General features: G+C 72.1%; 19 protein-coding genes and 3 tRNA genes. 16 read left to right on the top strand and 6 right to left on the bottom strand.

The features are described 5' to 3' along the window. Nucleotides 1–110 precede the first annotated feature (110 nt). The 4 genes from htpX to ACZ5WG_RS25580 all read left to right on the top strand — a co-directional run bounded on the left by htpX (nucleotide 111) and on the right by ACZ5WG_RS25580 (nucleotide 2,999). Complete coding sequence (gene htpX, locus ACZ5WG_RS25595; RefSeq protein WP_468726158.1) at nucleotides 111–974, top strand: zinc metalloprotease HtpX; 864 nt, start codon at nucleotides 111–113, stop codon at nucleotides 972–974. Beyond that, a complete protein-coding gene (locus ACZ5WG_RS25590) occupies nucleotides 971–1,363 on the top strand; it encodes a YccF domain-containing protein (RefSeq protein WP_053788704.1) in 393 nt (130 codons plus the stop codon). Before htpX ends, ACZ5WG_RS25590 begins: the two co-directional genes overlap by 4 nt. A gap of 85 nt (nucleotides 1,364–1,448) precedes the next feature. Further along, nucleotides 1,449–2,384, top strand: coding sequence for a glycosyltransferase family 2 protein (locus tag ACZ5WG_RS25585; protein ID WP_468726357.1), 936 nt, complete (start codon nucleotides 1,449–1,451; stop codon nucleotides 2,382–2,384). A gap of 87 nt (nucleotides 2,385–2,471) precedes the next feature. After that, entirely contained in the window at nucleotides 2,472–2,999 is a 528-nt protein-coding gene (locus tag ACZ5WG_RS25580) for an SMI1/KNR4 family protein (RefSeq protein ID WP_468726157.1), read from the top strand. On the opposite strand, the gene ACZ5WG_RS25575 is transcribed toward ACZ5WG_RS25580, so the two are convergent. The 3 genes from ACZ5WG_RS25575 to ACZ5WG_RS25565 all read right to left on the bottom strand — a co-directional run bounded on the left by ACZ5WG_RS25575 (nucleotide 2,983) and on the right by ACZ5WG_RS25565 (nucleotide 6,367). Further along, nucleotides 2,983–4,230 carry an APC family permease gene (locus ACZ5WG_RS25575; RefSeq protein ID WP_468726155.1) on the bottom strand — a complete coding sequence of 416 codons (1,248 nt, stop codon included), beginning with the start codon at nucleotides 4,228–4,230 and terminating at the stop codon, nucleotides 2,983–2,985. The two genes, ACZ5WG_RS25580 and ACZ5WG_RS25575, sit on opposite strands and share 17 nt — an antisense overlap. Before the next feature lie 18 nt (nucleotides 4,231–4,248). Beyond that, complete coding sequence (locus tag ACZ5WG_RS25570; protein ID WP_468726154.1) at nucleotides 4,249–5,676, bottom strand: SulP family inorganic anion transporter; 1,428 nt, start codon at nucleotides 5,674–5,676, stop codon at nucleotides 4,249–4,251. A gap of 202 nt (nucleotides 5,677–5,878) precedes the next feature. Next, entirely contained in the window at nucleotides 5,879–6,367 is a 489-nt protein-coding gene (locus ACZ5WG_RS25565; protein ID WP_030163016.1) for a YajQ family cyclic di-GMP-binding protein, read from the bottom strand. Nucleotides 6,368–6,566: 199 nt separating this feature from the next. Between ACZ5WG_RS25565 and ACZ5WG_RS25560 the strand changes: the two genes are divergently transcribed. Then, nucleotides 6,567–6,648: transfer RNA gene (locus ACZ5WG_RS25560), tRNA-Tyr, on the top strand. Nucleotides 6,649–6,743: 95 nt separating this feature from the next. Here ACZ5WG_RS25560 and ACZ5WG_RS25555 read toward each other — a convergent pair. Beyond that, nucleotides 6,744–7,313 carry a maleylpyruvate isomerase N-terminal domain-containing protein gene (locus ACZ5WG_RS25555; RefSeq protein WP_468726152.1) on the bottom strand — a complete coding sequence of 190 codons (570 nt, stop codon included), beginning with the start codon at nucleotides 7,311–7,313 and terminating at the stop codon, nucleotides 6,744–6,746. Nucleotides 7,314–7,351: 38 nt separating this feature from the next. Between ACZ5WG_RS25555 and ACZ5WG_RS25550 the strand changes: the two genes are divergently transcribed. Next, a complete protein-coding gene (locus tag ACZ5WG_RS25550; RefSeq protein WP_468726150.1) occupies nucleotides 7,352–7,789 on the top strand; it encodes a DUF3574 domain-containing protein in 438 nt (145 codons plus the stop codon). Between the two features lie 67 nt (nucleotides 7,790–7,856). On the opposite strand, the gene ACZ5WG_RS25545 is transcribed toward ACZ5WG_RS25550, so the two are convergent. Both ACZ5WG_RS25545 and ACZ5WG_RS25540 read right to left on the bottom strand, forming a co-directional pair. Beyond that, a complete protein-coding gene (locus ACZ5WG_RS25545) occupies nucleotides 7,857–8,513 on the bottom strand; it encodes an SDR family oxidoreductase (protein WP_468726148.1) in 657 nt (218 codons plus the stop codon). A 67-nt stretch (nucleotides 8,514–8,580) separates the two neighbouring features. Beyond that, nucleotides 8,581–9,891, bottom strand: coding sequence for an amidohydrolase family protein (locus tag ACZ5WG_RS25540; RefSeq protein ID WP_468726146.1), 1,311 nt, complete (start codon nucleotides 9,889–9,891; stop codon nucleotides 8,581–8,583). Between the two features lie 696 nt (nucleotides 9,892–10,587). On the opposite strand from ACZ5WG_RS25540, the gene ACZ5WG_RS25535 reads away from it, so the two are divergent. From ACZ5WG_RS25535 to ACZ5WG_RS25490, 10 genes are all read left to right on the top strand, one after another. Continuing rightward, a tRNA-Thr gene (locus tag ACZ5WG_RS25535) sits at nucleotides 10,588–10,660 on the top strand. 48 nt (nucleotides 10,661–10,708) lie between these two features. Then, nucleotides 10,709–10,781, top strand: a tRNA-Met gene (locus ACZ5WG_RS25530). Nucleotides 10,782–10,869: 88 nt separating this feature from the next. Next, a complete protein-coding gene (gene rpmG, locus ACZ5WG_RS25525; protein ID WP_003956487.1) occupies nucleotides 10,870–11,034 on the top strand; it encodes a 50S ribosomal protein L33 in 165 nt (54 codons plus the stop codon). Between the two features lie 121 nt (nucleotides 11,035–11,155). Further along, nucleotides 11,156–11,608: an FAS1-like dehydratase domain-containing protein gene (locus tag ACZ5WG_RS25520; RefSeq protein WP_468726145.1), complete on the top strand. Its 453-nt coding sequence runs from the start codon at nucleotides 11,156–11,158 to the stop codon at nucleotides 11,606–11,608. A gap of 1 nt (nucleotide 11,609) precedes the next feature. Then, entirely contained in the window at nucleotides 11,610–12,038 is a 429-nt protein-coding gene (locus ACZ5WG_RS25515; RefSeq protein WP_468726143.1) for a MaoC family dehydratase, read from the top strand. 224 nt (nucleotides 12,039–12,262) lie between these two features. Next, nucleotides 12,263–12,838, top strand: coding sequence for a TetR/AcrR family transcriptional regulator (locus ACZ5WG_RS25510; protein ID WP_468726141.1), 576 nt, complete (start codon nucleotides 12,263–12,265; stop codon nucleotides 12,836–12,838). 108 nt (nucleotides 12,839–12,946) lie between these two features. Next, complete coding sequence (locus ACZ5WG_RS25505; protein WP_468726140.1) at nucleotides 12,947–14,410, top strand: DHA2 family efflux MFS transporter permease subunit; 1,464 nt, start codon at nucleotides 12,947–12,949, stop codon at nucleotides 14,408–14,410. A gap of 34 nt (nucleotides 14,411–14,444) precedes the next feature. After that, nucleotides 14,445–14,849 (top strand): DUF3291 domain-containing protein, encoded by a 405-nt coding sequence (locus ACZ5WG_RS25500; RefSeq protein ID WP_468726138.1) that lies wholly within the window; start codon nucleotides 14,445–14,447, stop codon nucleotides 14,847–14,849. After that, nucleotides 14,846–15,988, top strand: a complete 1,143-nt coding sequence (locus ACZ5WG_RS25495) for a UDP-N-acetylmuramate dehydrogenase (RefSeq protein ID WP_468726136.1) — start codon at nucleotides 14,846–14,848, stop codon at nucleotides 15,986–15,988. Before ACZ5WG_RS25500 ends, ACZ5WG_RS25495 begins: the two co-directional genes overlap by 4 nt. A gap of 15 nt (nucleotides 15,989–16,003) precedes the next feature. Continuing rightward, the gene (locus ACZ5WG_RS25490; protein WP_468726134.1) at nucleotides 16,004–16,420 is read left to right on the top strand and encodes a hypothetical protein; all 417 of its coding nucleotides are present in this window, start codon (nucleotides 16,004–16,006) and stop codon (nucleotides 16,418–16,420) included.

The following is a 16,420-nucleotide window of genomic DNA, read 5'->3' as shown; positions in this document are numbered from 1 at the left end:
GATGCCCTCACCTCGCGTTGACCGAGAAGGGAGGGTCCACTGGACCGTAGGCCCTCAGATCCGCAGATCCTGGACGGGGGTCCCCTGCCGCACCATTTGGAGGGCGTACCGTGCACCGCCGGCACAACGGGCTGAAGACCGCCGTACTCCTCGGCGGGCTGTCCGCACTCATCATCCTCATCGGAAGCTTCTTCGGGCGGGGCGGCCTGATCATCGCCGTCCTCGTCGCCCTCGGGACGAACGCGTACGCGTACTGGAACAGCGACAAGCTGGCTCTACGCGCGATGCGCGCCCGCCCCGTCAGCGAGTTCGAGGCCCCCCAGCTCTACCGCATGGTGCGCGAGCTCTCCACCTCCGCGCGCCAGCCCATGCCACGGCTCTACATCTCGCCGACCGACGCGCCGAACGCCTTCGCCACCGGCCGCAATCCGCGCAACGCCGCGGTCTGCTGCACCGAGGGCATCCTGCGCATACTCGACGAGCGCGAGCTGCGCGGGGTGATCGGCCACGAGCTGAGCCACGTCTACAACCGCGACATCCTGATCTCCTCCGTCGCCGGAGCCCTCGCCTCCGTCATCATGTTCCTGGTGAACTTCGCGTGGCTGATCCCGATCGGCCGGTCGGACGACGACGAGGGGCCCGGCATCCTCGGCATGCTGCTGATCATGATCCTGGGCCCGCTGGCCGCGTCGGTGATCCAGCTGGCCATCAGCCGTTCGCGCGAGTACGAGGCCGACGCGTCCGGCGCCCAGCTCACCGGCGACCCGCTCGCCCTGGCCAGCGCCCTGCGCAAGCTGGACGCCGGCGTCAAGCAGCTCCCGCTGCCCCCCGAGCCCAGGCTGGAGACCGCGAGCCACATGATGATCGCCAATCCGTTCCGCCCGGGCCAGGGCCTTTCTAAGATGTTCTCCACGCACCCACCGATGGCCGAGCGCATCGCCCGGCTCGAACAGATGGCAGGCCGTAGTCAGTGAAGACCATCCTCAACATCATTTGGCTCGTCCTCAGCGGCATCTGGCTGTTCCTGGGCTACTGCCTGGCGGGCGTGCTCCTGTGCATCACCATCATCGGAATCCCGTTCGGCATCGCGGCCTTCCGTATCGCCGTGTACGCCCTCTGGCCCTTCGGCTACACCACGGTCGAGCGCCGGGACGCGGGCGCGGCATCCTGCATCGGCAACGTCCTGTGGCTGGTCCTGGCGGGCTGGTGGCTGGCCCTCAGCCACATCGTCACCGGCATCGCCCTGTGCGTCACGATCATCGGCATCCCGTTCGGCATCGCCAACTTCAAGATGGTCCCGCTCGCCCTGCTCCCGCTGGGCCGCGAGATCGTCCCGACCGACGCGCCGTTCGCCTCCCGGTAGACGGCAGGGCGGCGAGCGAACTCACGGGCAGGGAGAACCAGTGTCGGCTGCGAGCACGGCCACGACCCTGTCGGTCATCGTGCCGATGTACAACGAGGAGGAGGCCCTCCCCGCCCTGGTGAGCCGCCTGCGGCCGGTGCTCGACGACACCGGGGTCCCGTACGAGGTCCTCGCGGTCGACGACGGCAGCACCGACCGGACCGCCGAACTCCTCGAGAAGTTCCGTACGGACTGGCCCGAGCTCCGCATCGTCCGGCTGCGCGGCAACTCCGGCCACCAGGCCGCCCTGCGCGCCGGGCTGCACAGCTCGGTCGGGGCGTACGTGGCCAGCATCGACGCAGACCTCCAGGATCCGCCGGAGAAAGTACCGGAGATGCTGGACCTGGCCCGGTCCGAGAACCTCGACATCGTCTACGGCGTCCGCTCCGACCGCAGCACCGACACCGGCTTCAAGCGCCGCACCGCCGCCGCCTACTACTGGCTGATGCGCCGCATGGTCGGCAAGCAGGTGCCCGCGCAGGCCGGGGACTTCCGGCTGCTCAGCCGCGAGGCCGTGGAGGCCCTCAAGACCCTGCCCGACCAGCAGCAGGTCTACCGGCTGCTGGTGCCCTGGCTCGGTTTCCCGAGCGGGCAGGTCACGTACCGCCGGGGCGAGCGGGTGGCGGGCGAGACCAAGTACCCGCTGAGCAAGATGATCCGCCTCGCCGTGGACGGCATCACCAACTTCTCGGCCGCCCCGCTGAGGCTCGCGACCTGGCTCGGCGTCATCAGCTTCGTCACCTGCCTCTTCATGATTGCCTGGACGCTGGTGGTGTTTCTGCTCGGCAAGACCGTGCCCGGCTGGACCTCGCTGTTCGTCGGCATGCTGTTCCTCGGCGGTGTGCAGCTGATCTGCGTCGGGCTGCTCGGCGAGTACATCGGCCGGATCTACACCGCCGTACAGCGCCGGCCCACGTACTTCATCGGGTACGACTCGGCGCGCGACGACTCCGGCAAGGGGCCGGGGGAGACGCGGAACTGACGGCCGGTCCGAGGCCCTGCGCGCGATCTTCCGGGGGCGCCGGTGCAGGTCAGGGCGATTGTCAGTGGCATGGGTCACTATGAACGCATGAACGAGACCGAACAGTTGCTGGAGCAAGTCGCCCGACACGTCCGGAGCTTCGGGCCCGAGGGCGGCACCTTGGTGCCGGGGCGCCTGCCCGATCCGGTGGACCCGCGGGCGCTGCATCGGGCCGAGGGCATACTCGGCTTCGCCCTGCCCCCGCTCCTGGCCGGTCTCTACACCCGGATCGCGGACGGCGGGTTCGGCCCGGAGTACGGACTGCTCCCGCTGGAGGCCGCCGTCACGCAGTACACCGCGATGCGCGCCGCGGACTGGGGCTGGCCCGAGGGCGTCCTGCCGATAACCGACTACGGCTGCGCCATGCTGGGGTGCGTGGACTGCCGCTCCGAGACCTCCCAAGTCCTGCTGTTCGAGCCGAATCCGGGCGATCCCGACCTCGCCTGGTACGCGGACTCGCCCGCCCTCGCCGACTGGCTGCGCGGCTGGCTCGACGGCACCGCCTGGTTCTGCGACGACTCGGAGCAGGCGGGTCTGGAGATGACCCTCTGGGCGGAGTTCAGATCCCGGGTCTGAGCCGGCCGCGCACCACGTAGGCGGCGACGCCCACGGCCAGCACCGCAGCCCCCGAGACCGCCGCCACGGGGGGCAGCGCGCAGGCCAGTACGACACAGCCGGACAGCCCGACCGCTGCCACGGCCCGGCCCTTGACACCTGAATCCAGAGTCCACGCAGAAGCGTTCGCGATCGCGTAGTAGGCCAGCACTCCGAACGAGGAGAAACCGATTGCACCCCGCAGATCGGTGGTCGCCGCGAGCACGGCGACCACCGCACCCACGGCGAGCTCCGCATGGTGCGGCACCTGATGCCGGGGATGTACGGCGGCCAGCGCGCGGGGGAGATGGCCGTCCCGGGCCATCGCAAGGGTGGTCCGCGACACCCCGAGCACCAGGGCCAGCAGCGAGCCCAGCGCCGCCAGGGCCGCACCGGCCCGGACCACGGGGGTCAGTCCGGGCCGTCCGGCCGCCCGTACCGCGTCGGCCAGCGGAGCCGTCGAAGCCGCCAAGGCGTCGGCGCCCAGCACCGCCAGCGCCGCCACCGCCACCGCGGCGTACACGAGCAGGGCGATCCCCAGGGCGAGGGGCACCGCCCGCGGGATCGTGCGCTCCGGATCACGCACCTCCTCGCCCAGGGTCGTGATCCGGGCGTACCCCGCGAAGGCGAAGAACAGCAGGCCGGCCGCCTGGAGCAGGCCGCCGGCGCCGCCCCCGGCGAGGCCGCCGAGCCGTCCCGCGTCGGCCGCGCCCGAGGTCAGGCACACCACCACGACCCCGGCCAGCACGGCCAGTACCGCCGCCACGATCACCCGCGCGATCCGGGCGGACTTCTGCAGGCCTCCGTAGCTCGCAGCGGTCAGCGCCACCACCGCCGCGACGGCCACGGCATGCTGCTGCCCCGGCCACACGTACGCCCCCACGGTGAGCGCCATCGCGGCACACGATGCGGTCTTGCCGATGACGAAGCCCCAGCCGGCCAGGTATCCCCAGAACGGGCCGAGCCGTTCCCGCCCGTACACGTAGGTCCCGCCGGAGGCCGGATACCGGGCGGCCAGCCGCGCCGAGGAGTGCGCGTTGCAGTAGGCGATCAGGGCCGCCACCGCGAGGGCGGTGAGCAGCGCGCCGCCCGCGGGACCCGCCGCGCCTGCCGCCGGGGCGAGGGCGGCGAAGATACCGGCCCCGACCATGGCCCCGAGCCCGACGACCACGGCGTCGAAGACTCCCAGAGTGCGCTTCAACTCGTTGTCCACGGGCGGAGGGTAGCGCCCCTAAACGACGCCCTCGCGGCCGGTCAGCGGCGTCCGGTTCTGCTCCCACCCGTGGAGGGCGGTCAGACAGGCGTGGTCCAGGTGGCGGAGCCCGCTGAGGTCGAGGCGTACGGGCTGTCCGGCCGGCAGTGCGTCCAGCGCGTCGAGCAGCTTCGGCAGCCGCAGGAAGCTGGCGCTCCCCATGACCTGGACGCGGAGCTCCCCGCCCTCCCACACCCCCTCGATGTGCACGTGGGAGGTCTCCCAGGCCGCCTTGACCACGGCCAGCCCCAGCCCGACCAGCACCCCCTCGAAGAGGTTGGTGGCCACGATCGCGCCGGCCGTCGCAACCAACACCACCGCCTCGCCCCGGTGCGTCTGCCACAGGCCGGCGACGGCCCGGGCCGGCAGCAGCTTCCATCCGGCGTGCAGCAGCACCCCGGCCAGTGCGGCGAGCGGCACCACTTCGAGCAGTTGCGGGAGCGCGACGGCGAACAGGAGCAGCCAGCCGCCGTGCAGGACCCGGGACGCCCGGGTGCGGGCCCCTGCCTCCACATTGGCGGCGCTGCGCACGATAACGGCGGTCATCGGCAGCGCCCCGAGCAGTCCGCAGACGGTGTTGCCGACGCCCTGGGCCATGAGCTCGCGGTCGTAGTGGGTCCGGGTCCCGTCGTGCATCCGGTCCACGGCGGCCGCGCTGAACAGGGTCTCGGCGGAGGCGATCAGCGCCAGGGCGATCACGGTTCCGAGGGCCCCGGCGGAGGCCAGCAGCCCGAAGTCCCCCCAGCCGGGCGGGGCCACGGCGTCCAGGACACCGGTCACGGTCACCTTCTCGACGGGGAGCTGCAGCAGCATCGACACGGTGGTGGCGGCCGCCACGCCGACGAGCGCGCCCGGTACGAGCCGCAGCCGGGCAGGCATCCGGCGCCAGGCCACCAGGAGGGCGATGGTCCCGGCCCCGAGCGCCACGGCGGACCAGTCGGCCTGCCCGGCGAGCCCCGGCACCGCGGCCAGTTTCTCCAGGGTCGCGCCCGGGGCCTGCACGCCGGCCAGGGCGTACAGCTGCCCGACGATCAGCACGAGCCCGATCCCGGCCAGCATCCCGTGCACGACGGCGACCGAGATCGCCCGGAACCACCGCCCGAGCCGCAGCGCCCCCATGCCCAGCTGTAGCAACCCGGCGGCCAGCACCAGGACCCCGAGCGCGCGGGCACCGTGCGTGTGCACCGCCTCGTAGACGAGCACGGTGAGCCCGGCGGCCGGCCCGCTCACCTGGAGCGAACTCCCCGGGAACCACCCGGTGACCAGCCCGCCCACCACTCCGGTGACGATCCCCAGCTCGGCCGGCACACCGGAGGCGACGGCCACGCCCACACAGAGAGGCAGCGCGACGAGTGCCACGACGACGGACGCCCCGAAGTCTTCGCGAATCGTGTCGACCCCAGGCATCCGAGAACCTCCCCTGTACCGCGGTGATGATTGCCACCAGAGTGGTGGGCGCGCGCAGGGCTCCCCAAGTGCTCATCGGGGGCCATTGAGGCGCACGCGCCGCGCGCGCCGGGCTCATGATCCGTACGCCCCCGGAAACAGCCGCGGCCCGGCGGTCCTGGAAGGACCGCCGGGCCGCCGGACGGCAGGTGGGGAACCGCGATCAGCGGTAGTTCACGAACTGGATCGCGAAGTCCAGGTCCTTGCCCTTGAGCAGCGCCTGGATGGCCTGCAGGTCGTCACGGCTCTTGGAGCTGACACGCAGCTCCTCGCCCTGCACCTGGGCCTTGACGCCCTTGGGACCCTCGTCCCGGATGATCTTCGCGACCTTCTTGGCGTTCTCCTGGGAGATGCCCTCCTCGATGGAGGCGAAGATCTTGTACTCCTTGCCGGACAGCTGCGGCTCGCCGGCGTCGAGCGCCTTCAGCGAGATCCCACGCTTGACCAGCTTGGTCTCGAACACGTCGAGGACGGCCTTGACGCGCTCCTCGGAGTTCGCCTCCATCAGGATCTTCTCGCCGGACCAGGCGATGGTGGCGCCGGTGCCCTTGAAGTCGTAGCGCTGCGAGAGTTCCTTGGCGGCCTGGTTGAGGGCGTTGTCGACCTCCTGCCGCTCGACCTTCGAGACGATGTCGAAACTGGAGTCGGCCATGTGCTGTGGCTCCTTGAAGTCGGCTGTCATTGCCCCGGAGGGCGCGGCCGGACATCCCCGGCCCGCTCCGCAAAGCCTAGCCACCGCGCCCACCCGCAGCGCTGATCAATCCGGTGGCGAAGCACCCTCGCACATCGGGTATTGTTTACGTCGTTGCCACGGAGCGCCGCCGAAAGGCGGAAAGACGGCAACGACTCTTGGCGGTGTGCCCGAGTGGCCAAAGGGAGCAGACTGTAAATCTGCCGGCTCAGCCTACCCAGGTTCGAACCCTGGCGCCGCCACGCGAGTGAGACCCCCGTTACTGCGGAAACGCAGTGACGGGGGTCTTCTCGTATGCCCGGTGATCCGAACGCGGGGCTTCCGCGTCCGGATCCGGTCAGGGCCTGGGGGAAACACGCCAGGACCAGGTGGTGCGGCGGGGGCGGGCCGGGAGGGCCAGGCGGCCGGCCGACCAGAGGAGGACCTCCGGGGCCGGGCCGGACGGGGAGTCCGGGAAGAGGCGGGCCAGGACCGGGGCCGAGAGGCCGGCCGGCGGGAGCCAGGGGAGGGCGAGGCCCTGGGTGATGTCGTACGTGTGGAGCAGGATCTCCGCCACGCCCATCGCCGCGAAGCCGCCCGGATCGCAGGGGCCCCAGTGCCAGGCCCGCGCGGACTCCGGCGTCGCGTCCACGGCCGTGCCCAGCAGGCGGGCCGCCGCCGAGATCACCTGGAGGACCGCCTCGGGTGGGGTGGCCTCCCGCACGCGCAGGTCCAGCGGCAGATAGGAGTCCGAGGGCAGTGCGGCCACCTGGGCGGCGTACGCCAGCAGGTCGTGGGCGACGTGCGCCGCCGTCGTCCAGCAGGTCCAGTCGAGCGAACCGGCCTTCACCTGCCAGTCCCGTCCGGTGTGCGGGGCCAGGGCCGACGCCATTTCGGCTGCTGCCCGTTCGACGTCGGAGCCGGTCATCGGCCGCATCGTCCTGATCTCCTGTTCGTTCTCCGGTCGTGAACTTCATTTCTGACACGCGCGGGAAGGTCGGCGGCGGCGTGCTCCTCGCCCTCCTCGGGGCCGGGATCCCGGCCCTGGTCGGGGCGGCCCTGCACACCCATGTGGGCGAGTCCTACCAGGAAACCAGGCTCTACTTCGGGACCGAACGCCCCGGCGGCCGGGACCCGGTCGCGGAAGAGGAGTTCATGCGCTTCCTGGACCGCGAGATCACCCCCGCCTTCCCCGAGGGCCTCACCCTCCAGGACGGGCACGGCCAGTGGCAGCGGGACGGCAAGGTCATCCGCGAGACCTCGTACGAGGTGGTGCTGCTGTACCCGGAGAAGGAGGCCGACGAGCGCAGCGCGCGCATCGAACGGATCCGGCAGGCCTACGAGGACCAGTACCAGCAGGACTCCGTCGGGCGCTCCGACGACAAGGTGACCGCCGAGTTCTGAGGGTGCCTCAGGCGCTCCGGCTCTCCGGCGCTGAGGCGTTCAGGGCGCTCCGGGCGGTGAGTACCCCTCAGTTGCCCGCGACGTCCTTGACGGCCACCGCCACCGGAGTCGAACCCTGGACCAGCTCCAGGGTCAGGCCGGCCGTCGCCGGGGTCTCGATCAGCTCCGCCAGCACGGCCGCCACGTCGTCGCGCGTCACCGACCCGCCGCCCGTCCGCACCTCGAGCCGCACCTGCCCCGCCCCCGGGTCGTCGGTCAGCGACCCGGGCCGCAGGACCGTCCACTCCAGGCCCAGCCGCGTCCGCACGTGGTCGTCCGCCTCCCCCTTCGCCCGCAGGTAGACGTCGAAGACGTCGTCACCTTCGCGGTACGCGTCCGCACCCATCGAAGAGACCATCAGGAAGCGCCGTACCCCCGCCCGTTCGGCCGCATCCGAGAACAGCACCGCCGCGCCCCGGTCGACGGTGTCCTTGCGCCCGACACCGCTGCCGGGCCCCGCGCCGGCCGCGAACACCGCCACGTCCGCGCCCTGCAGGATGCCCGCCACATGCTCGACCGAAGCCGACTCCAGGTCGCAGAGCACCGGTTCGGCGCCCGCCTCCCGCAGGTCGTCGCCCTGAGCCCGGTCGCGGATGATGCCCGCGACCTCGTACCCGCGCGCGGCGAGCAGTCGCTCCAGCCGCAGCGCGATCTGACCGTGTCCACCCGCGATGACGATGCGCATGCCCCGACCGTACGACGAGCCGGGCGCCCCCGCCCGCGAACGCGTCCACCGGCGGGCCGGCGAACGTTCAGGGACCGGGCTCCACACGGCCCTGCCGGGGCAGGTCCAGGGCCACCGCGACCGCCGAGTCGCAGTACTCCCGGACGGCACTCGTCCGGGCTACCACCCGGCCGCGGTGGATTACGATCCGGCTGTAGGCCAGGGACAGTACGCCCGAGATCCGGTCCCCCCGTACGGCGAGCAGCTCCGCCGGGAACCCGGCCTCCACCCGGACCTCCGGCAGCCCCATGGCCTCCCGGGCGGCGCCGCTGACCGACGCGTAGGCCTCCGCTGCCCGCAGCCCGCCCTGGGAGGCCAGCAGGAACGCGGCCTCCAGCGGGTCGCCGCGGCCGACCGGGTTCCCGGCGTCCCGCAGCGCCCCGCTGCCGGCCGCGACCCGGACTCCGGCGGCGCGCAGCAGCCGTACGGGCGCGGTGCGCAGGCCGCGCCGTTCCAGGGCCGCGCAGTCGCCCTGGGGCAGGCAGGTCACCCGTACGCCGGCCGCGGCCAGCTGGTCGGCGGCCCGGTGCGCCACGTCCAGCGGGAGCCGCGACAGCCCGCCGCAGGGGCCGATCGTCACCCCCGGGCGCAGCCCGCCGGCCATCGCCGCGAGCCGGGCCAGTCGGCCGGGGTCGTCACCGTCCGTGTGCAGGTCCACGGGGCAGCCGTGCTCGGCGGCGAGTTCCAGGACGGCTTCGAGGAAGCCCGTCGGGTCGGGGTCCAGGTCCGGGCAGCCGCCGATGACGGAGGCGCCCATCTTCACGGCGTCCCGCAGCATGGCGAACCCGTCGGCGCCGGCGACCCCGGTGAGGAGGCGGGGCACGGCGACGGTGGTCAGGTCGGTGAGCCCGCGCAGCGAGCGGCGGGCCTGGAGCACGGCCTCCATGGGGCCGAGGCCGTGCACGTCGCCGATCCGGACGTGGGAGCGCACGGCCGTGGCGCCGTGCCCGAGCTGGAGCAGGGCGGCCTCGGTGGCCCGGCGCTGCACCTCGTCGGGGGTGTACGAGACGGGCCCCTCGCCGTCGGCGGTCAGGGCGGTGTCCCCGTGGGCGTGCGGCTCGGCGGGGGCGGGGAGCAGCAGATAGCCGCCGAGGTCCACCCGGGAGAGGGCGGGAGCGGGGAGGCTGCCCGCGGTGCCGACGGCCTGGATCCGGCCGCCGCCGAGCCGGACGTCGACCGTACGGCCGTCCGTGAGGCGGGCCCCGGTGAGCAGGAGGGTGGTGGACTCGGCGGCGGCCGCGTTCCCATGGCCCGCCGGGCGCTGCGACCCGTGGCCGTCGTCCTCGCCGCGGCCCTTGCGCGGGGAGGAGGACGGCTGCTGCGGCTGGCTGTCGGACATCGCGCTCCTGCGGTGGCTCGGGCGGTTCCTGGGCCGGGTGGCCGCGGCCTGCGGCCCAAGATCACGCAGCGTGCTCAGAGCCTAGGGCGCAGGGCTCTCCGCTTCACGGAGGAGCGCAATAGTCGTACCGGTGTGGTGCCCACGCGCCGTGGCGCCCGCCTGCGCGTCCCGGCGGCCGCGGGCGGCCCGTCGGGCTTCGTGTGCTTCAGGTGCCCCGGGTGGTGGGTGACTTCTGCCCCACGCGCCCCGGGTGCGTGGCCGCGTGGGGGCTGCTTCGGGCGTGACTCTCCGGGCGTGACTCCCCGAGCGTGCCGAGCCGAGCGGGGCTCCCCGGGCGTGACTCCCCGGGCGTGCCGAGCCGAGCGGGCCTCCCCGCGCGGGCCTCCCCGGGCGTGCCGAGCCGGAGCGCGCCTCCCCGCGCGGGCCTCCCCGGGCGTGCCGAGCCGGAGCGCGCCTCCCCGAGCGGGCCGAGCCGAGCGCGCCTCCCCGAACTGGCCGCGTCCAACGGGCCGCTTCGTGTGCGCTCGACGTGCCGCCGAGGGCGACGGGTTTGTGAGCCCGGACACAATCTGCCCCGAAAAGGGCTCCGGGACTGCCTGGGGGCTGATCGGGAAAGCCTGGCCCGCCGCCTCGGAGGCCAGTCCCCGCAAAGGATTTGGGCGATGGGCAGGCAACCGTGTAATGTCTTCATCGCTCGCCCCAATAGCTCAGTCGGTAGAGCGTCTCCATGGTAAGGAGAAGGTCTGCGGTTCGATTCCGCATTGGGGCTCTGGTGAGAGAGGTTCCCCACCCTCGGGTGGGGAGCTGATCACATCAAAGCGGCGTAGCTCAGTCGGTAGAGCAAGCGGCTCATAATCGCTGTGTCACCGGTTCAAGTCCGGTCGCCGCTACCCACAGTAGCCGATTGCGGGGTCGGTCTCCCGATCGGCTACTCTTTTATGCGTTCATCCGTCCCATAGTCCGTCAAGGAGCACTCACGTGGCTGCCACCGACGTCCGCCCGAAGATCACGCTGGCCTGCGTGGAGTGCAAGGAGCGGAACTACATCACCAAGAAGAACCGGCGTAACAACCCGGACCGTCTTGAGATGAAGAAGCACTGCCCGCGCTGCAACTCGCACACCGCGCACCGCGAGACCCGCTGACCCTAGCGAAGTCTCGAATAACAGGCACCGTCATGAGGTCGTCCCCTTCATCGGGGGGCGGCCTCGTGTCGTTTCCGTGATCATTTCCGTGACCGTCTTTTTCAACAGGAGGTAGGGAGCCATGGCGCTCGACCAGTCCTTCGTGGGGCGTAGCTACCCGCCCACCGATCCGTACGAGGTCGGCCGGGAGAAGATCCGCGAATTCGCGGTTGCGGTGGGTGACGCGAATCCCGTCTACACCGACCCCGAAGCGGCCAAGGCGTTCGGCCACCAGGACGTGATCGCTCCGCCGACTTTTGTGTTTGCGATCACGTTCGCGGCGGCCGGCCAGGTCGTGGAGGACCCGCAGCTGGGTCTGGACTACAGCCGCGTCGTGCACGGCGACCAGAAGTTCGCGTACGCGCGCCCCGTGCGTGCGGGTGACCGGCTCACGGTGACCTCCACGATCGAGGCGGTGAAGTCGATGGCGGGCAACGACATCATCGACATCCGCGGCGAGGTCCACGACGAGACCGGCGAGCACGTGGTGACGGCGTGGACGAAGCTCGTCTCCCGCGCCCCCGAGGAGGCCTGAGATGACTGCGCAGATCAAGTACGCCGACGTCGAGGTCGGCACCGAGCTGCCGGCGGCGTCCTTCCCCGTGACGCGGGCCACGCTCGTGAAGTACGCGGGTGCCTCGGGCGACTTCAACCCGATCCACTGGAACGAGAAGTTCGCCAAGGAGGTCGGACTGCCGGACGTGATCGCGCACGGCATGTTCACGATGGCCGAGGCGATCCGCGTGGTCACCGACTGGGTCGGCGACCCGGGGGCGGTCGTCGAGTACGGCGTGCGGTTCACGAAGCCGGTGGTGGTCCCGAACGATGACGCGGGTGCCGTGATCGAGGTCACGGCCAAGGTTGCGGCGAAGCTGGACGACAACCGCGTACGGGTCGACCTGACGGCGATGAGCGCGGGCCAGAAGGTCCTGGGCATGTCCCGAGCCCTGGTCACCCTGGCCTGACCCCCGAGCCCTGGTCACCCTGGCCTGACCCCCGGCCCGGCCCCGCCCGGACCCGGTGCCGCCGCCTGCGCCTTTGCGGCTGCGGCACCGTTGCCGGGGGCTCTGCCCCCGGTCCCTCCCCCTCGCTGCGCTGGGGGGCCCCAGCACAGCGAACGCCGCCGGGGCCGGATCCGGCGGCCGTCTCGGGGTTGACTAAGTTAGTGATTGAGTACTAACTTCGAATCATGGCAAGGATGAGTGCGGACGAGCGGCGCGAGAGCGTCATCCGGGCGGCGATGCACGAGTTCGCCCGGGGCGGCTACTACGGAACCTCCACCGAGGCGATCGCCAAGCGCGTCGGCGTCTCGCAGCCGTACCTCTTCCGGCTCTTCCCCAACAAGCCGGCCATTTTCCTCGCCGCCGCCGAGCGGTGCCTGCGGGACACCCGTGAGGTGTTCGCGGCCGCCGCCGAGGGGCTCGAGGGTGAAGAGGCCACGCAGGCCATGGCCGGCGCGTACGTCCGGCTCATCGCCGAGGATCCGGACAAGCTCCAGATGCAGCTCCAGATGTACGTCACCGTCGCCGCCGCAGAGGCGGCCGGCGACCACCAGCTCGGTGAGCTCGTCCGTAAGGGCTGGATGGACCTCTGGGACACCGTCCACGTGCCGCTCGGCGGCGACGTGAACGAGACCACGACCTTCATGGCCTACGGGATGCTGATCAACACCCTGGCCGCGATGGGCTTCCCGCCCGGGCACCGGGTCTGGGAGGCGCTGTATCCCTCCGCCCGCGTGAAGGGCCCGGACCAGCCGGGGGAGTGAGCCCCGGTCCGGCCCGCCCACCCCGCGCGTCAACACGGCACGTACTCATGCGCGTGAAAGTTAGTCAGCAATAACTAACGGTTCGGTCCTCACCCTCAGGGGGAAATCGTGAACGGCACGCAAGGCACCCACGACACGGCCCTCCGCGGCCCCGCCGTCTGGGCCCTCGTCCTCACCTCCGTGGCCGGCTTCATGGCCGCCCTCGACAACCTCGTCGTCACCACCGCCCTCCCCGCCATCCGCAAGGACCTCGGCGGTGCGCTGGAAGACCTGGAGTGGACGGTGAACGCGTACACGCTCACCTTCGCCGTCCTCCTCATGTTCGGCGCGGCCCTCGGTGACCGCTTCGGCCGGCGCCGGCTCTTCATGTCCGGCCTCGCGATATTCACCGGCGCCTCGGCCGTCGCCGCCCTCTCGCCCGGCATCGACGAGCTCATCGCCGCCCGCGCCGTCCAGGGCGTCGGCGCCGCGATCATGATGCCGCTCACCCTCACCCTGCTCACCGCCGCCGTTCCGCCCGCCCGCCGCGGCATGGCCCTCGGCATCTTCGGCGCCGTCGGCGGCCTCGCCGTCGCCAGCGGCCCGCTCATCGGCGGCACCCTCACCGAGCACATCTCCTGGCAGTGGATCTTCTGGCTGAACGTCCCGATCGGACTGGCCCTCATCCCGCTCGCCCGCCTCAAGCTGGCCGAGTCCACCGCCCCGAACGCCCGTCTCGACGTCCCGGGCACGCTCCTCATCAGCGGTGGCCTCTTCGGCATCGTCTACGGCCTCGTCAACGCCAACGCCCACGGCTGGACCAGCGCCCCCGTGCTCACCGGCCTGATCGCCGGCACCGCGCTCGTCGGCGGATTCGTCGTCCACGGCTTCCGCCACGCGAACCCGATGCTGCCCATGCGCCTCTTCCTGGGCCGCGGCTTCCTCGGGATCAACGCGGCCAGCCTGCTGATGTACCTGGGCATGTTCGGCTCGATCTTCCTGCTCAGCCAGTTCCTGCAGGGCGTCGCCGGCTACTCGCCCACCCAGGCCGGAGTGCGCATGCTCCCGTGGACCGCCATGCCGATGATCGCCGCCCCGATCGCGGGCATCCTCTCCGACCGGATCGGCGGCCGCCCCGTCGTCGCCACCGGGCTCGCCCTGCAGGCCCTCGGCCTCGGCTGGTTCGCGACGATCCTGAGCACCGACGTCTCGTACGCCGCCCAGCTCCCGGCGCTGATCCTCAGCGGCATCGGCATGGGCCTGTTCTTCGCCCCCGCCTCCAACATCCTGATGTCCACGGTGGCCCCCGCCGACCAGGGCAAGGCCTCCGGTGCCAACAACGCCCTGCGCGAGGTCGGTGGCGCCCTCGGTGTCGCGGTCCTGGCCTCGGTCTTCTCCGCCCAGGGCGGCTACGAGTCCCCGCAGGCCTTCACCGACGGGACGGTGCCCGCGCTGTGGATCGGCGCCGTCGCGGTGGCCGTGGCAGCCGCCTTCGCCCTCCTGGTCCCGGGCAAGCGCGCCGCCCAGAGCTCCACGCCCGCCCCCGCAGCCCCCGCCCCCGTCCTCGCCGACAAGGTCCCCGCCACGCGCTGACCGGCACCGGACGGCAACGGAAGGAGTGCACGTCATGCCCGACATCCCCTGGTCCACGCCCACCCCACCCGCTCCCGACACCGAGGTCTACGTCATGGCCTCCCGCTTCGAGACCGAGACCCTCGCCGGCGCCTTCCGGTTCTTCCTCAAGTCGCCGGGCATCATCCGCCAGATCCGTTCCGCCCCCGGCGCCCACGGCGTCGCCCTCCGGGCCCGGGTCTTCAGCCGGACCTTCCTGACCCTCTCCGCCTGGGAGGACCGCGACGCGCTCTACCGCTTCGCCCGCAGCGAGCCGCACCGGTCCAGCTCCCGCGCCGCCGCCGCGTTCATGCGGGAGTCGGCCTTCACCTTCTGGACCGCACCGTCCTCCGCGCTCCCGGTCACCTGGGCCGAGGCCGAGCACCGGCTGGCCGAAGGCGGACAGGAGGCCCGCTCGTGACGTACGGTCCGTGGCCCCGCAGGGATGCGAGGGGTACGGACCGTACTCTTGTCCACGTGCAGGAACTCCACGACGCCCCCCTCGCCCCCCTGACCACCTTCCGCCTCGGTGGCCCCGCCACCCGTCTGGTCACCGCGACCACCGACGCCGAGGTGGTCGACGCCGTCCGCGCCGCGGACGAGAGCGGCACCCCGCTCCTCGTCATCGGCGGTGGCAGCAACCTGGTCATCGGCGACCGCGGTTTCGAGGGCACCGCCCTGCGCATCGCGACCACCGGCTTCCATCTGGGGTCCACGACGCCGGAGGCCGCGGGAGAGACCACCACCCTGGAGCTCGCCGCCGGCGAGAACTGGAGCGACGCCGTCGCCCGTACCGTCGAGGCGGGCCTGGCCGGCATCGAGTGCCTCGCCGGAATCCCCGGCTCCGCCGGCGCCACCCCGATCCAGAACGTCGGGGCGTACGGCCAGGAGGTCTGCGACACCATCACCGAGGTCGTCGCCTACGACCGCAACCGGCGCGAGACGGTCACGCTGACCGCCGCCGAGTGCGCCTTCTCGTACCGCGACAGCCTCTTCAAGCACCAGCCCGACCGGTACGTCGTCCTCCGCGTCCGCTTCGCCCTGGAGGACGCGGGCGGCCTGTCCGCGCCGATCAAGTACCCCGAGACCGCCCGCGCCCTCGGCGTCCAGGCCGGCGACCGGGTCCCGGCCACGCAGGCCCGCGAGACCGTGCTGCGCCTGCGCGCCGGCAAGGGCATGGTCCTCGATCCCGCCGACCACGACACGTGGTCCGCCGGCTCCTTCTTCCACAACCCGATCCTGAGCGACGAGGCGTACGCCGCCTTCCTCGCCCGAGTCCAGGACCGGCTCGGCGCCGAGACCACCCCGCCCGCGTACCCCGCCGGCGACGGCCGTACGAAGACCAGCGCGGCCTGGCTGATCGACAAGGCCGGTTTCACCAAGGGCTACGGCACCGGCCCCGCCCGGATCTCCACCAAGCACACCCTGGCGCTGACCAACCGCGGCGAGGCCACCACCGAGGACCTCCTCGCCCTGGCCCGCGAGGTCGTCGCGGGTGTCCACGCGGCCTTCGGCGTCACCCTGGTCAACGAGCCGGTGACGGTCGGCGTCAGCATCTGAGGAGTCCCGGCCGCCATGCTCTGTCCACTGCACGGGGCCGGTACGGACCCCACCCGCCTGGTGGGACGCACGATCAGCAGGATCGTCGCGTCCTGGCACGTCTACGAGGGCGAACGCTCCGAGGCGCCGCTCGACGTCTGGCTGATCGACAGCGAGGGCGAGTCCACCAGGATCAGCACCGGGTCCGACCGCTGCCTCATCGTCGAGTCCGCGACGCCCCACGAGCCGTACGACATGGGGGAATGGGGCCGGATCGAGGTCGGCGAGGACCTCGGCGACCACCCCTTCCTGCGGCACCTCGGGGACACGGTGGCGACCGTGGCCGAGTTCGCGGCGCCGGAGACCGGGCGCACGCAGCTGGAGATCGGCTTCCCCGACGGCGACCGGGTACGGGCCGACTGCTGGGAGGGCGACCTGCGGCTCACGCGGTGA

Source organism: Streptomyces sp. NPDC032745 (assembly GCF_055579465.1).
The sequence above is the reverse complement of the archived record's forward strand: the minus strand, read 5'-3'. Positions and strand labels throughout refer to the sequence as shown.

Coding starts and splice junctions, on each gene's coding strand:
- ACZ5WG_RS25540 (WP_468726146.1), bottom strand. CDS start 9,891: ATGTCCGACAGCCAGCCGCAGCAGCCGTCCTCCTCCCCGCGCAAGGGC.
- ACZ5WG_RS25570 (WP_468726154.1), bottom strand. CDS start 5,676: ATGCCTGGGGTCGACACGATTCGCGAAGACTTCGGGGCGTCCGTCGTC.
- ACZ5WG_RS25545 (WP_468726148.1), bottom strand. CDS start 8,513: ATGCGCATCGTCATCGCGGGTGGACACGGTCAGATCGCGCTGCGGCTG.
- ACZ5WG_RS25555 (WP_468726152.1), bottom strand. CDS start 7,313: ATGACCGGCTCCGACGTCGAACGGGCAGCAGCCGAAATGGCGTCGGCC.
- ACZ5WG_RS25490 (WP_468726134.1), top strand. CDS start 16,004: ATGCTCTGTCCACTGCACGGGGCCGGTACGGACCCCACCCGCCTGGTG.
- ACZ5WG_RS25500 (WP_468726138.1), top strand. CDS start 14,445: ATGCCCGACATCCCCTGGTCCACGCCCACCCCACCCGCTCCCGACACC.
- ACZ5WG_RS25520 (WP_468726145.1), top strand. CDS start 11,156: ATGGCGCTCGACCAGTCCTTCGTGGGGCGTAGCTACCCGCCCACCGAT.
- ACZ5WG_RS25585 (WP_468726357.1), top strand. CDS start 1,449: ATGTACAACGAGGAGGAGGCCCTCCCCGCCCTGGTGAGCCGCCTGCGG.
- ACZ5WG_RS25515 (WP_468726143.1), top strand. CDS start 11,610: ATGACTGCGCAGATCAAGTACGCCGACGTCGAGGTCGGCACCGAGCTG.
- ACZ5WG_RS25510 (WP_468726141.1), top strand. CDS start 12,263: ATGGCAAGGATGAGTGCGGACGAGCGGCGCGAGAGCGTCATCCGGGCG.
- ACZ5WG_RS25565 (WP_030163016.1), bottom strand. CDS start 6,367: ATGGCCGACTCCAGTTTCGACATCGTCTCGAAGGTCGAGCGGCAGGAG.
- ACZ5WG_RS25580 (WP_468726157.1), top strand. CDS start 2,472: ATGAACGAGACCGAACAGTTGCTGGAGCAAGTCGCCCGACACGTCCGG.